The sequence below is a fragment of the Actinomycetota bacterium genome (assembly GCA_035640355.1).
Lineage (GTDB): Bacteria > Actinomycetota > UBA4738 > UBA4738 > HRBIN12 > CALGFI01.
This window is the reverse complement of the sequence record DASQWI010000007.1, coordinates 1-12,538: the sequence shown is the minus strand read 5'-3', so window position 1 is coordinate 12,538 and position 12,538 is coordinate 1. Positions and strand designations below refer to the sequence as shown.

Sequence of the window (12,538 nt, the reverse complement as noted above, 5' to 3'; positions counted from 1 at the left end):
GGGGCGCTAGGCTTCTGCCGTGCCCGACCGCGCCGAGCTCGAATCGCTGTCGTCTCCGGAGCTACACGATCGCGCCACGCGTCTCGCCTGGCGCCGCCTCGACGTCTCGTTCCTGTGGGACCTGTTGAAGACGATCCCAGAGGCCCGCGCGGCCACCGGCGACGAGGAGCGAAGCGAGAGCGACATCATTCGTCCGCTCGCGCTGCTGAACGATCTGGTCGACGCCGACCGCGGCGAGCTGGCCGACGCGCTCCGGCCGCTGTACGTCGATTACCTGCTCGAGCATGGGGACGACCCGTCCGACCGGGAGCGCGACGACGCCTGAGCGGAGCCTGGAGTCCTACCGGGACGAGTTCCCGGTGCTCTCGAAGAAGACCTACCTGATCAGCGCGTCGCTGGGTCCGATCTCCAACCGCGGGCGCACGTACCTGGACGGCTACCTCGACGCGTGGGCGAGCAAGGGCGCACCGGACCATGTGTGGTTCGAGGACATCTTCCCGAGGATGCTGGAGGTGAAGCGGACGTTCGCCCGCCTGGCCGGTTGTGACGTCGACGAGCTCGCGATCACCACGAACATCTCCATCGCCATCTCGACATTCGCCTCCGCGCTCGACTTCAGCCGGCGCAACAAGGTCATCCTCTCCGAGCTCGACTTCCCGACCGACGGCCACGTGTGGCTCGCGCAGCGACGGCGCGGGATCGAGATCGAGTGGTTGCGCTCGCCGGACGGCCTCACGATCCCGGTCGAGGAGTACGACCGCGCGATCGACGAACGGACGGCCGTGGTGATGGTGAACCGCGTGCTGTATCGGTCGAGCGCGATCGTGGACGCGAAGGAGATCTGCACGATCGCGCGCGAGCGCGGCGCGCTCACGCTCCTCGACGACTATCACGGCATCGGCATCCTGCCGCTCGACCTGCACGATGTTGGATGCGACGCGTACGCGACCGGCGTGCTGAAGTGGCTGTGCGGCGGGCCGGGGCTCGCGTTCCTGTACGTCCGGCGCGACTTGATCCCTGCGTTGGAACCGACGGTGACCGGGTGGTTCGCCACGGTCGAGCCGTTCTCGTTCGACACGCAGCACCTCGAGTTCCACCCGACCGCGCGGCGGTTCGAGCACGGCACGCCGCCGGCGGCGGTGTACTTCGTCGCGCAGGGTGGTCTCGACGTCATCGAGGAGGTCACTCCCGAACGGATTCGACAGCGTCAGGGTGAGCTCACCGATCACCTCATCGCTCGGGCCGACGAGATCGGCCTTCCCGTCCGCACGCCGCGCGACCGGAACGCGAGGGGCGGCGTCGTGAACGTCGGCGTCGGACCCGAGGCGGCGAAGCTCTGTCATGCGCTCCTCGAACGGAACGTGTGCACCGACTACCGAGGAGACGGACTTCGCATCAGCCCTCACTTCTTCAACACGGAGCAGGACATCGACCGCTGCTTCGCGGAGCTCACGAGCCTGTTGTGACGACGCGGCCGGCCCGCACGACGAGACGCACTCGCCCGAGGGCCTCGACCTGTTTCAGCGGGTCTCCGTCGATCGCGATCACGTCGGCCGGGGCACCCGGTTCCAGGACCGTCGCGGTCATTGCGGTCATGACCTCTTCGGGCGCCATGCGGACGGCCTCGTGCAGCAAGAGCGCCTCGCGGACGTGGATCCCGGGCGGGATCGGACCGTTCCCCAGATCGGTCCCGTAGACGACGACCCCGCCGGCGGCTCTGAACCGAGCGAGGTTGTCGCAAGCAGTCCGAAGCTCCGGCGTGATGTTGCCGTACGACAGGATGTCGAGCGTCGAGACGATGCGCATCGAACGCGCGGCCGCGTCGATCAGCGATTCGGACAGCCGCTCGGTCCACGGCGTGTGCGCGAACTCGTCGATCCCCGCGCTCACGGCGCGCTCGGCCTGACCCCGCCCCTGAACGTGCGCCGTCACCAGGAGAGCGCGTGCGTGCGCGGTCTCGACGATCGACGCGAGCTCACCGTCGCTCGGCGTGGGCCCAGCTTCGACGTTCAAAGAGACCTTGATGGCCGCCGCGCCTCGGCCGGCGAGCTCCGTTACCACGCGTCGCGCATGGTCGGGTCCGTCGAGCTCGACGCCCGTCCCCGGCGGAGCCCACCGATCCTGCGTCGGGTAGCCGCCCTTCCCGGTGAGCATCGGGCCGGCCGCACGGATGATCGGGCCGTTGAAGCTCGGAAGCTCCGACGCGCCGGCCAGCGCGAAGATCTCGTCTGGCGTCCACGCCAGGTCGCGAACCGCCGCGACACCGCCGAACAGGACGGCTGCGGGATCGGATAAGCGGATGTGCACATGACGGTCGGCGACCGCGGGCATGAGGAACCCCTCGACCTCGATCCGTTCCTCGGCGGCGGGAGCGGCAGCCGACGGCCCCGCGTACGTGACGACACCCCGGTCGGCGACGACGGCCGCGTGCCGCGCGAAACGGCCGGGACCGAACCACGCGAGGGGCGCCTTCACCTTGAGCGACGGGCTCACCGCCGAGACCTTATGTCGTTCGCCGCGGCGGCCCGCGTCGAGCTACGTACCGACGCCCGCCTCGCGCAGGCCCTTCAGCTCCTTGCGGAGGTCGACGACCTCGTCCCGCAGGCGAGCCGCGTATTCGAACCGGAGGTCCCGCGCGGCCTGATGCATCTCCTCCTCGAGCTGCTGGATCAGCCGCTCGAGCTCCTCCGTGGGCATCTCGGCGTGCTCTTGCCTGCGCCGCTTTCGGTCCGGCGTCGGCGCCTTGGCGGTGTCGACCGCCATCGTGAGCAGGATGTCGGAGACCTTCTTGCGCACGGTCTGCGGATCGATGCCGTGCTCGCGGTTGTAGCCCATCTGGATCTTGCGCCGTCGCTGCGTCTCGTTGATCGCCTGACGCATCGAGTCCGTGACGTCGTCGGCGTACATGATCACAGTGCCGTCGACGTTCCTGGCCGCGCGGCCGATGGTCTGGATCAGCGACGTCTCCGATCGGAGGAATCCCTCCTTGTCTGCATCGAGGATCGCCACGAGCGACACCTCGGGAAGGTCCAGTCCCTCGCGAAGCAGGTTGATCCCGACGAGCACGTCGAACTCGCCCAGCCGGAGGTCCCGGATGATCTCGATCCGCTGGATCGTGTCCACCTCCGAGTGGAGGTACCGAACGCGAATGCCCATCTCGAGCAGGTAGTCGGTGAGGTCCTCGGCCATCTTCTTGGTGAGGGTGGTGACGAGCACGCGCTGGCCGGCCTCGGCCCGCTTGCGGATCTCCTCGATCAGGTCGTCGACCTGACCCTTCGTCGGACGAACCTGGACCTCAGGGTCGATCAGACCGGTCGGGCGCACGATCTGCTCGACGACGCGGCTCGACATGCGCAGCTCGTATGGGAACGGCGTGGCCGACATGTACACGGTCTGCCGAACCTTCTTGGCGAACTCCTCGAACCGGAGCGGCCGGTTGTCGAGCGCCGACGGTAGCCTGAATCCGAACTCGACGAGCGTTTCCTTGCGCGTCTTGTCGCCCTCGTACATCCCATGGATCTGCGGAACGGTGACGTGCGACTCGTCGATCACGCAGAGCCAGTCCTCGGGGAAGTAGTCGAGGAGTGTGTACGGCGCCTCGCCGGGCGCTCTGGCGTCGATGTGGCGCGAGTAGTTCTCGATGCCCGAGCAGAACCCGACCTCGCGGAGCATCTCCAGGTCGTAGGTCGTGCGCATTCGCAGCCGTTCGGTCTCCAGGAGCTTGCCCTGCGACTCGAGCAGCGCGAGTCGCTCGGTGAGCTCCTCCTCGATCGTCTGGATCGCATGCTTCATGCGGTCGTCAGCAGCCACGTAGTGAGAGGCCGGGTAGACGATGGTCTCGGACAGTTCGCCCAGGAGCTCACCGGTCAGCGGGTCGAACCGGCTGATCCGCTCGATCGTGTCGCCCCACCACTCGACGCGATAGCCGAGCTCCTCGTACGCGGGGAAGATCTCGAGGACGTCGCCCTGGACGCGGAACGTGCCTCGCGCGCGCGAGGACTGGTTGCGCTTGTACTGGATGTCCACGAGGCGGCGGATCGAGAAGTCCATCGGCAGGTCCACGCCGGCGATCGGGCGCCACAGCTGGCCCTCGTACTGCTCGGGTGAGCCCAGTCCGTAGATGCACGAGACGCTGGCGACGATCAAAACGTCACGGCGCGTCAGCAACGCGGCCGTGGCCGAGTGGCGCAACCGATCGATCTCGTCGTTGACCGACGAGTCCTTCTCGATGTACGTGTCGGTCTGCGGCACGTACGCCTCGGGCTGGTAGTAGTCGTAGTAGCTCACGAAGTACTCGACCGCGTTCTCCGGAAAGACCTCGCGGAACTCGTTGGCCAGCTGCGCGGCGAGCGACTTGTTCGGAGCGATGACGAGCGTGGGCCTCTGGACGCGCTCGATGACGTTCGCGATCGTGAAGGTCTTCCCCGTCCCGGTGGCGCCCAGGAGCGTCAGGTGCGGCTCACCGGCCACGACGCCCTCGGCGAGAGAGTCGATCGCCGTGGGCTGGTCGCCCGTCGGCTCGTGGTCGGCGTGGATCTTGAACGGGGGCACGCCATCGATGCTAGCGCGGCCCGCCGATGCGACTTCGCCGAGGCTACCGGCGATCGTCGACGAACGCGGCGAGGGACGGATGGTGGGACGCGTCGTGCCGGAACGGACCGGCGGGGCCGCTCAGGATCCCGCCCAGACGCCGTCCGAGCGGCCGCCGCCCGCGCGACGTCGCGGGGTTTCGCCATCTCGGATCGCCGAGCTGGCGGATCGCGGCGATCAGCTCCTGGTGCACGCGTTCAGCGTCCCGACTGACCTTGGCAAGGGACCACGCCGATTTACGCCCGACGTTCTGGCGGTTGATCCGGTTGACACCCACGGTGAACTGCAGCTCGTCGATCGGCGGGCGCTCGCCGCGCTCCCACGCATCGAGCGCGTCGAGCGCGTACTCGTCCCAACTGGCCAGGTGACCGATGAGGTCCTTCGGCGACCACTCCCCGCCGCCGAGGCCCGGGGTGGTCAACGCCCGACGCGGCAGCCGTTCGAGCAGCTCCGTCGTCCGCGCTCGGTCTCGCTCCAGGACTCGGATCGCCTGCGCTCGCGTCGGCAGGTCTTCCGTCACATCCGGCCGGCCTCGATGATGCTTTGCAGGAACTGCCGAGTGCGCTCCTCGCGCGGCGCCGAGAAGATCTGCTGGGGCGGGCCTTCCTCGAGGATGACGCCGGCGTCGAGGAAGCAGACGCGGTTCGAGATGTCGCGGGCGAACCCCATCTCGTGCGTCGCGAGGACCATCGTCATCCCGGCGGCCGCGAGCTCACGGATCACGTTGAGGACCTCCGCGACGAGCTCGGGGTCCAGGGCGCTCGTGACCTCGTCGAGCAGCAGGATGTCCGGTTTCATGGCCAGCGCCCGGACGATCGCCACGCGCTGCTGCTGTCCGCCGGATAGACGATCGGGGTACTCGTTCCGCTTGTCGAACAGGCCGAACCGGCCGAGGAGCTCATCACCCATCGCCTGGGCCTCCGAACGCGACATGCCGAGGGCCTCGGTCGGACCGAGCGTCACGTTGCGGACCACGCTCATGTGCGGGAACAGGTTGAACGCCTGGAACACGATGCCGATCCTTCGGCGGATCCTGTTGACGTCGACGCCTCGAGCGGTGATCTCCTCGCCCTCGACGACGATGCGTCCGCGGTCGATCGGCTCGAGCAGGTTGATACACCTCAGCAGAGTGGACTTCCCCGAGCCGGATGCCCCGATCACGCAGACGACCTCGTGCTCGCCGAGTTCGAGGTCGATCCCCCGCAGAACCTCCAGCTTGCCGAAGGACTTGCGGACATCCTCAAGGACGAGCGCGCGGCCGTCGGCAGGGGGACCGCTCATACGCCGGCCGCGGTCTGACGCTGCCGCAGATCGCGGGCGATCAGCCAGTCGACGAATCTGGCCTGAGGGATCGTGATCACCACGTAGATCAACGCGAGCGCGACGTACGGCGTGAAATCGAACGTCGCCGACTGGATGATCGCGGCCTGCCGCAGAGCCTCGACGTAGCCGAGGAATGCGATCAGCGCGGTGTCTTTCTGCAGCCCGATGAAATCGTTCAACAACGGGGGGATAACGCGGCGAACCGCCTGCGGCAGGACGACGAAGCGGAGAGTCTTCACGCGGCTGAGGCCGAGCGACCTGGCGGAAGCGACCTGCGAGGGGTGCACGGACTGGATCCCGGCGCGGTAGACCTCCGCGACGTACGCCGAGTACACGAGCGTAAGCGCGATGATCGCCCAGAAGACGTCGGAGTCCGGCAGCCCGCGGATCGCAAGGGCGGGAGCACCGAACCCGAGCAGCGCGATGATGAGGATCGTCGGCGCGCCTCGAAACAGGTCGGTGTAGGCGGCCGAGAGCAGCCGCAGCGGGAAGAACACTGGGCCGGTGAGGCTGCGCATCACAGCGATCGCCATCGCCACGACCAGCACGAGGATCTCCGCGGTTACGAAGATGAACACGTTTCGGCGAAACTTCTCGAGGATCTTCGGGAACGCCTCCGCGAAGACGTCGCCGTCGAAGAACGATTCCTTGATCAGCGGCCAGCCCGAGGAGTTCAGTACGGCGACGATCACGACGGTGAAGAAGACGACGGTGCTGACGAGCGCGATGGCGACGCCGCGCGCGCCCTCGACGCGAAGCGGGGCCAGGATGCGGGAACCTCGATCGCCGGCGGGAAGGCGCGGCTCCTCCGGTTGGTACCCGTACAGCTCCGGCGGCGGGCCGCTCACGACGCCCGAGGCGTCACGTCAGCTGAGGACGGGCGCGTCCGTCGCGTCGGCCAGCCACTCCTGCTCGATCGCGTCGAGCGTCCCGTCGTCGCGCATCTCCTGAAGGGCGAGGTTGACGCATTCGACCAGCGGGCTCCCCGTCTCGAACGCCATCGCGAAGTACTCCTGGGAGCCATCGGTCTTGAACTGACCGACGACGACCCCCTTCGGGATCTGCACCGCGGTGATGAAGAAGGCGCTCGGCAGATCGGCGACGATCCCATCGATGGCCCCGTTCTTGAGGTCCTGCACCGCGCCGGCAAGGTCGTCGTACACCTGCGGCTCGGCGGTCGGCTGGACGACTTCCTCGATCACGGTGAGACTGGTCGTGCCGATCGGAGCGCCGAGAGTCGCGTCGGCGAGGTCGGACACCGACGTCGCGTCGGCGATCGGCGAACCCTCGACCGATACCAGCGCCTGCTGCACGTCGTAATAGCTGTCGCTGAAGTCCACGGCCTCGTCGCGTTCCGGGACGTAAGAGATCTGCTGGAGGACGAAGTCGAAGTCCTTGGGACCGGGCGCGAACGACTTGTTGAATCCGACGGCGACGAACGTCACCTCGTCGGGGAACGTGAAACCGAGACGCTCCGCAACCTCGGCGGCAACGGCGCCCTCGTAGCCCTCGCCGTTCTGGGGGTCGTTGATCTCGAACTCGGAGTCCCCGCTCGTTCCGCCCTCCCACCAGGGCGGGAAGGCGGGATTACCGGTCCCGATCGTCAAGGTCGCCGGTGTCTGGAACGCGTCGGCGTTCGCGTCGGCGCACTCGGCGGCTGTCTGCGCGCCGGTCGCCCCCGTCGTCGACGTCGCGCCTGTCGGGCCGCCGATCGTCGGATCGTCCTCCGCGCACGCGGCGACCAAGAGGCCGGTCGCCGCGAAGACCACCAACACCTTGCGCACCTGGAACCCCCTCGATCGCGGAACGCGCGCTCCGGCCCCGACGCGCGCGGAGCCTAGCACACGCTGTTTTCTACGCAGATCGGACGCAGCGCGGTTCGTTCCTACCTGCGCCGGCTACTTCCGGGGCTCCCACGAGAAGTACCGCGCCGCGAGAACGAGTCCTAGAAGACCCCACACCGCCATGACGAGCACGTCGACCCCGCGAAAGCCGCTGCCGGTCGGCGAGAAGTACGCGGCCTGCATGGCGTCGGAGAAGTGTCGAACCGGAAACACCTTCCCCACGAAGTCGACCCACGCCGGCGGGTTGTCGAACGGGATGAAGATGTCCGACAGGAACAAGATCGGGAGGATCGACGCGTTCACGATCGCCGGCGACGCGTCCGCGTTGGGGATCGCGGCGGTGATGGCGAGGCCGAGTGCCGAGAAGCTCGCTGCGCCCACGAGCAGCGTCACGACGAATGCGGGGAGCGTCCCCGTGGGGAGGTCGGCGTCGTAGAACGCAGCGCCGAACAACGCACAGATGGCGACCAGGGCGACCGCGATGATCGTCGAGTGCACCACCCGACCGAGCAGGAACGCCCACGGCGGGAGCGGGGTTCCCCGGATCCGCTTGAGGATGCCCGCGTCGCGCTGGAACGAGACGCTGATGGCGATGTTCGTGTAGCAGGCCGTGATGACCGAGAACGCCGAGATGGCCGCGACGTAGAAGGTGCTCACGCTCACCGTGACGCCGCCCACCACGGGGATCTCGTCGTTCCCGAACAGCGTCGTGAAGATGACGAGGAACATCAGCGGGAAGGCGAACGTGAAGAACGCGGAGGCCGGGTTCCGCCAGAACGCCTTGTTGGTGAAGACGATCTGACGGGCGACCTGTCCTGGCCCGCTCACTCCGAGCCCGCCGTCGCGCCGAACTCGTGTGTGAGCTCCAGATAGACGTCCTCGAGCGTCGGACGCGACACGTCCAGCGCCTCGAGCGAGACGTTGCGTTCCATCGCCCAGTGCGTCATGTCGTGAAGCATTCGAGTGGGGTTGTCCGTCCTCAGCTCGAACGTCCCGTCGGAAGCGGGCACCTGTCCCCAATCCGGTACGTCGGCAACCGCCGCGGAAACCCGGAACCGAACGACGGTCGCAGCGAGATGGCGACCCCCGAGCGTGCTGGGCGGACCCTCGGCGACGATCTCCCCATTGGAGATGACTGCGACGCGATTGGCAAGATTCTGGGCCTCGTCCATGTAGTGCGTCGTCAAGAAGACGGTCTTCCGCAGCGACGAGAGGTTCCGAACGATCTCCCACGCGTTCCGGCGTGCGCCGGGATCGAAGCCCGTCGTGGGCTCGTCGAGGAACAGCAGCTGGGGATCGCCGGCCAACGCGATCGCTACGTCGAGCCGGCGCTGCTGCCCGCCGGACAGCTTCAACACCCTCGTATCTCTCTTCTCGCTCAATCCGACGAGGTCGATGACCTCGCCGACGGGCCGTGCGTTCGGGTAGTACCCGCCGTACAGGTCGACCGTCTCGCGAACCGTGAGGTATGGGTCGACGCCGGTGGATTGCAGAACGATGCCGATCCGTGCTCGGAATTCCGGACCTGCGGTCGCCGGATCGTCCCCGAGCACCGAGACGTCCCCCGACGAACGCCTCCTGAACCCCTCTAGGATCTCGACCGTCGTCGTCTTCCCCGCGCCGTTCGGACCGAGCAGCGCGAACACCTCGCCCGATTCGACGGTCAGGTCGATGCCGCGAACCGCCTCGACGTCGCCGTAGGACTTCTGGAGCCCCCGAACCTCGACGGCGGCGCTCAAGACGGCACGTACCCTCGCTTCTTGTCCACAACGTTCTCCAGTGGAAGGCCCGTAAGGTACCGCTCGAGGTTCTGTACGAACAGCTCGACGATCGCCTCGCGGAACCCCGCGAAGTCGCCGGCGAGGTGCGGCGAGACGATGACGTTCGGCAGCTCCCACAGCGCGCTGTCAGGCGGGAGCGGTTCGCGCTCGAACACGTCGAGCGCGGCGCCCGCCAGGCGCTCGTCGCGAAGCGCGCCGACGAGCGCTGCCTCGTCGACCGTAGTGCCGCGCCCGATGTTCACGAACCGCGCGGTCGGCCGCATTGCGGAGATCACCTTGGCGTCGAACAGGTGGTTCGTCCCCTCCGTTCCCGGAAGCGCGTTCACGATGTAGTCCGCCCACCGGCACGCCTCCGCGAGCTCGTCGGGCGCGTAGACGATCCGGAACACGTCGTCCTTCCCCCGCGCAGTGCTCCCGACGCCGCGAACGGTCATGCCGAACGCGCCGCACTGGCGCCCGATCTCTCGCCCGATCGAACCGACCCCCGCGACGAGCACGCGCTTGCCGGAGAGCGTCTCGGTGTCGCGATGCTCCCACTCCCGCCGTGCCTGCCGGTCGAGCATCCCAGGCAGACCCTTCGCGAACGCCAGCATCGCCCCGAGGACGAACTCAGCGATCGCCCGGTCGAAGATCCCACGCGCGTTCGTTACGACCACGTGGCTCTCGATGAGCTCCGGGAACAGCAGCGCGTCGACGCCCGCAGACGCCGTCTGGATCCACTTCACGCCGTCGGCTTTCGGCCATACCGGTCGGAGCAACGAGCTGTGCGGCCTCCACGCGAGGACGACGTCCGCACCCGGAAGGACGTCGGCGAGCGCCTCCGAGGTATCGGCGAACGACAGGGCGACGACCTCGGCCACGACATCGATCCGCGGTGGCGGGGCGTCGGCCGTCGCGCCCATCACCACGACACGAGATCGAGGCCGAGTGCCGGTCGTCTCGTCCGCAGCCGAGGTCACAGGGGCCGACGCCCGATGAAGCCGGTGTCGATCTCATGCCAGTTCGCCACCCGATCCTCGTCGAGCCGCCAGCACAGCCACACCCGACGGCCCTCGCGCTCGCCGGGGAAGTCGATCAGGCCGGTCTCGGGGTCGCGCAGGAGGATGTTCTCCTCCGACAGCCGTTCGATCTCGGCCCTGAGCGCCTTCTGTGCGTCCCAGTATTCGCGGCCGCCGTGTGAGCCACCGCCATCGCTCGCGACGCGCTCCGTCACGAGCTCGGCGGTCTGCAGGAGGACCTGCCGCGCATCGCGGATCCGAACGAGGCGTTCGCGAAGGTCGGGCAGCATCGAGTTCGCCTCGTCGACGGTGTAGATGCGGTCGCTCACGTGATCCCCATGATGCCCGGAAGCTCCTCGAGCGAGGAGATCCTCGATCCGGGCGCATCGCGATAGCGGTCGCGCCGGTCGATCAGCACCGGGAACATGCCTACGGCGCGCGCCGGCTCGACGTCGAGTGCGGGGTTGTCGCCCACGTACACCGAGCGAGCGGGCTCCACGCCGGCGCGGTCCATCGCCAGGAAGAAGATGCGCGGGTCTGGCTTCTCGAGCCCCTCGACGCCGGAGATGACCCGGACGTCGAACAGCTCACGTACCCCCAGACGCACGAGCAGCCGCTCCAGCCACTCCTCGAAGTTCGACACGATGCCGAGCGTCAGGCCGGCCGTCCGCAAGCGCTCGAGGACCGGGATGACTTCGTCGAACAGCGCGTAGTTCGCCAGGTCGGTGAACTCCGCGTACACGCGGTCGATGAGACCGTCGCCGTTCGGGACGCCGACCTCGCGCAGGAAGATCTCGTACACCCCGTGCCAGAAACGTCGCGACTTCTCCGGCGACGTCGTCCACAGCTCGTTCTCCTCGGCGGCCGAACGGAATCGATCGGAGACGACGTGGATGCGCTCGCGGATCGTCTCGGCCGACACGGTGTGTCCCTCTCGTGCAAGGACGCTCGCGAACAGATCCGGAAACGTCGGATGCGGGTGCACGAGGGTCTCTCCCGCGTCGAAGAAGACCGCAGACCAACGCATGGTTCCGTTCGCTGGGGCAACGTCCATTCGCTCACGCTCGCTCATGTCCTGAGTCTTGCCCTCCGCCCCACGGTCACGCGCTCGCCGCGGAGCGCATTCGAAGGTCGGTCCATACTCGCCCCACCTGCTCCTCGAGTTCCTCGAGCGATCCTTCGTTGTCGATCACCACGTCGGCCACGGCGAGCTTGTCCTCGAGTGGCGCCTGCGCCCCGATACGCGCGCGGACCGCCTCCTCGGTCATCGCGCGGTCGCGGAGCAACCGCTCCACCTGCGCCTCAACCGGCGTCGCCACCACGACCAGAATCTCGAACGCCGTGTGCATCCCGGTCTCGACCAGGAGAGGTGCGCTGAATACCACTACTCGGTCGGTGTCGCGGTATCGCTCGCACCCCTCGGCGAACAGCCGCCGAACCTCGGGATGCACGATGGCCTCGAGGTCGCGTCTGGCCGCAGGGTCGGCGAAGACGATGCTGGCGAGCGCCTCGCGGTCGAGCTCACCGCCCGGACCGAGCACGTTCGCGCCGAACCGGTCGACGACGGCGTCGTGACCGGGCGTTCCGGGTTCGACCGCCCGACGCGCGAGGGCGTCGGCGTCGAAGACGACGGCGCCGCGCTCTTCGAGCATGCGCGCGACGGTGGACTTGCCCGAGCCGATCCCGCCGGTAAGGCCGACGAGGAGCACAGCTCTACTCCGAGCGGCCTTCGCGACGCTTCAGGTCCTCCAGGATCGCCTCGAGCGAGACGTCCTCATCCGTTTCGTCCGCCTGAGGCGCCGAGTCGGGAGCGGCTTCGGGGGTCGCGGTCGCGTCTTCGGCGGGGGTCTCGGTCGCAGCGGCGACAGCGGCTTCATCGGAAGCGGGGGCGGCCTCGACTGACGCCGACCCGGCGCCACCGGCTGTCGCCGCCTCCGCCGGAGCGATCTCGGGCGCGGCGAGCTGCTCAGGCGAGGCTGCAGGCGGGGCCGTCCCCGCCCCA

At 68.0% G+C, this 12,538-nt stretch carries 15 protein-coding genes; 2 read left to right on the top strand and 13 right to left on the bottom strand.

The genetic code is table 11. The features are described 5' to 3' along the window. Positions 1 to 19: 19 nt before the first annotated feature. Both VFA08_03610 and VFA08_03605 read left to right on the top strand, forming a co-directional pair. Positions 20 to 325 (top strand): hypothetical protein, encoded by a 306-nt coding sequence (locus tag VFA08_03610; GenBank protein HYZ12676.1) that lies wholly within the window; start codon positions 20 to 22, stop codon positions 323 to 325. Then, on the top strand, positions 285 to 1,466 hold the full coding sequence (locus VFA08_03605; protein ID HYZ12675.1) for an aminotransferase class V-fold PLP-dependent enzyme: 1,182 nt from the start codon (positions 285 to 287) through the stop codon (positions 1,464 to 1,466). The genes VFA08_03610 and VFA08_03605 overlap by 41 nt, the downstream gene beginning before the upstream one ends. Here VFA08_03605 and VFA08_03600 read toward each other — a convergent pair. The 13 genes from VFA08_03600 to VFA08_03540 form a co-directional block, all read right to left on the bottom strand. Beyond that, a complete protein-coding gene (locus tag VFA08_03600) occupies positions 1,450 to 2,493 on the bottom strand; it encodes an amidohydrolase family protein (GenBank protein ID HYZ12674.1) in 1,044 nt (347 codons plus the stop codon). The two genes, VFA08_03605 and VFA08_03600, sit on opposite strands and share 17 nt — an antisense overlap. Before the next feature lie 42 nt (positions 2,494 to 2,535). After that, a complete protein-coding gene (gene uvrB, locus VFA08_03595) occupies positions 2,536 to 4,551 on the bottom strand; it encodes an excinuclease ABC subunit UvrB (protein HYZ12673.1) in 2,016 nt (671 codons plus the stop codon). Positions 4,552 to 4,594: 43 nt separating this feature from the next. Then, positions 4,595 to 5,110, bottom strand: a complete 516-nt coding sequence (locus VFA08_03590; protein HYZ12672.1) for a DinB family protein — start codon at positions 5,108 to 5,110, stop codon at positions 4,595 to 4,597. Next, positions 5,107 to 5,871, bottom strand: coding sequence for an amino acid ABC transporter ATP-binding protein (locus tag VFA08_03585; GenBank protein ID HYZ12671.1), 765 nt, complete (start codon positions 5,869 to 5,871; stop codon positions 5,107 to 5,109). The genes VFA08_03590 and VFA08_03585 overlap by 4 nt, the downstream gene beginning before the upstream one ends. Further along, positions 5,868 to 6,761 carry an amino acid ABC transporter permease gene (locus tag VFA08_03580; protein HYZ12670.1) on the bottom strand — a complete coding sequence of 298 codons (894 nt, stop codon included), beginning with the start codon at positions 6,759 to 6,761 and terminating at the stop codon, positions 5,868 to 5,870. Before VFA08_03580 ends, VFA08_03585 begins: the two co-directional genes overlap by 4 nt. Before the next feature lie 18 nt (positions 6,762 to 6,779). Further along, a complete protein-coding gene (locus VFA08_03575) occupies positions 6,780 to 7,697 on the bottom strand; it encodes an ABC transporter substrate-binding protein (protein ID HYZ12669.1) in 918 nt (305 codons plus the stop codon). Positions 7,698 to 7,811: 114 nt separating this feature from the next. Beyond that, a complete protein-coding gene (locus VFA08_03570) occupies positions 7,812 to 8,585 on the bottom strand; it encodes an ABC transporter permease (GenBank protein ID HYZ12668.1) in 774 nt (257 codons plus the stop codon). After that, complete coding sequence (locus tag VFA08_03565; GenBank protein ID HYZ12667.1) at positions 8,582 to 9,496, bottom strand: ABC transporter ATP-binding protein; 915 nt, start codon at positions 9,494 to 9,496, stop codon at positions 8,582 to 8,584. Before VFA08_03565 ends, VFA08_03570 begins: the two co-directional genes overlap by 4 nt. After that, positions 9,493 to 10,398 carry a D-2-hydroxyacid dehydrogenase gene (locus VFA08_03560; protein ID HYZ12666.1) on the bottom strand — a complete coding sequence of 302 codons (906 nt, stop codon included), beginning with the start codon at positions 10,396 to 10,398 and terminating at the stop codon, positions 9,493 to 9,495. The genes VFA08_03565 and VFA08_03560 overlap by 4 nt, the downstream gene beginning before the upstream one ends. Positions 10,399 to 10,493: 95 nt before the next feature. Further along, positions 10,494 to 10,865 (bottom strand): DUF2203 domain-containing protein, encoded by a 372-nt coding sequence (locus tag VFA08_03555; protein ID HYZ12665.1) that lies wholly within the window; start codon positions 10,863 to 10,865, stop codon positions 10,494 to 10,496. Further along, a complete protein-coding gene (locus VFA08_03550; GenBank protein ID HYZ12664.1) occupies positions 10,862 to 11,608 on the bottom strand; it encodes an HAD-IA family hydrolase in 747 nt (248 codons plus the stop codon). Before VFA08_03550 ends, VFA08_03555 begins: the two co-directional genes overlap by 4 nt. A 28-nt stretch (positions 11,609 to 11,636) precedes the next feature. After that, positions 11,637 to 12,245, bottom strand: coding sequence for a dephospho-CoA kinase (coaE, locus tag VFA08_03545; GenBank protein ID HYZ12663.1), 609 nt, complete (start codon positions 12,243 to 12,245; stop codon positions 11,637 to 11,639). Positions 12,246 to 12,249: 4 nt separating this feature from the next. Then, on the bottom strand, positions 12,250 to 12,538 hold a 289-nt coding region (locus VFA08_03540), incomplete at its 5' end, for a hypothetical protein (GenBank protein HYZ12662.1).

Excerpts from the sequence above, each read along its gene's own strand:
- VFA08_03605 (HYZ12675.1), top strand. The coding sequence starts at position 285 with ATGGGGACGACCCGTCCGACCGGGAGCGCGACGACGCCTGAGCGGAGC.
- VFA08_03585 (HYZ12671.1), bottom strand. The coding sequence starts at position 5,871 with ATGAGCGGTCCCCCTGCCGACGGCCGCGCGCTCGTCCTTGAGGATGTC.
- VFA08_03550 (HYZ12664.1), bottom strand. The coding sequence starts at position 11,608 with ATGAGCGAGCGTGAGCGAATGGACGTTGCCCCAGCGAACGGAACCATG.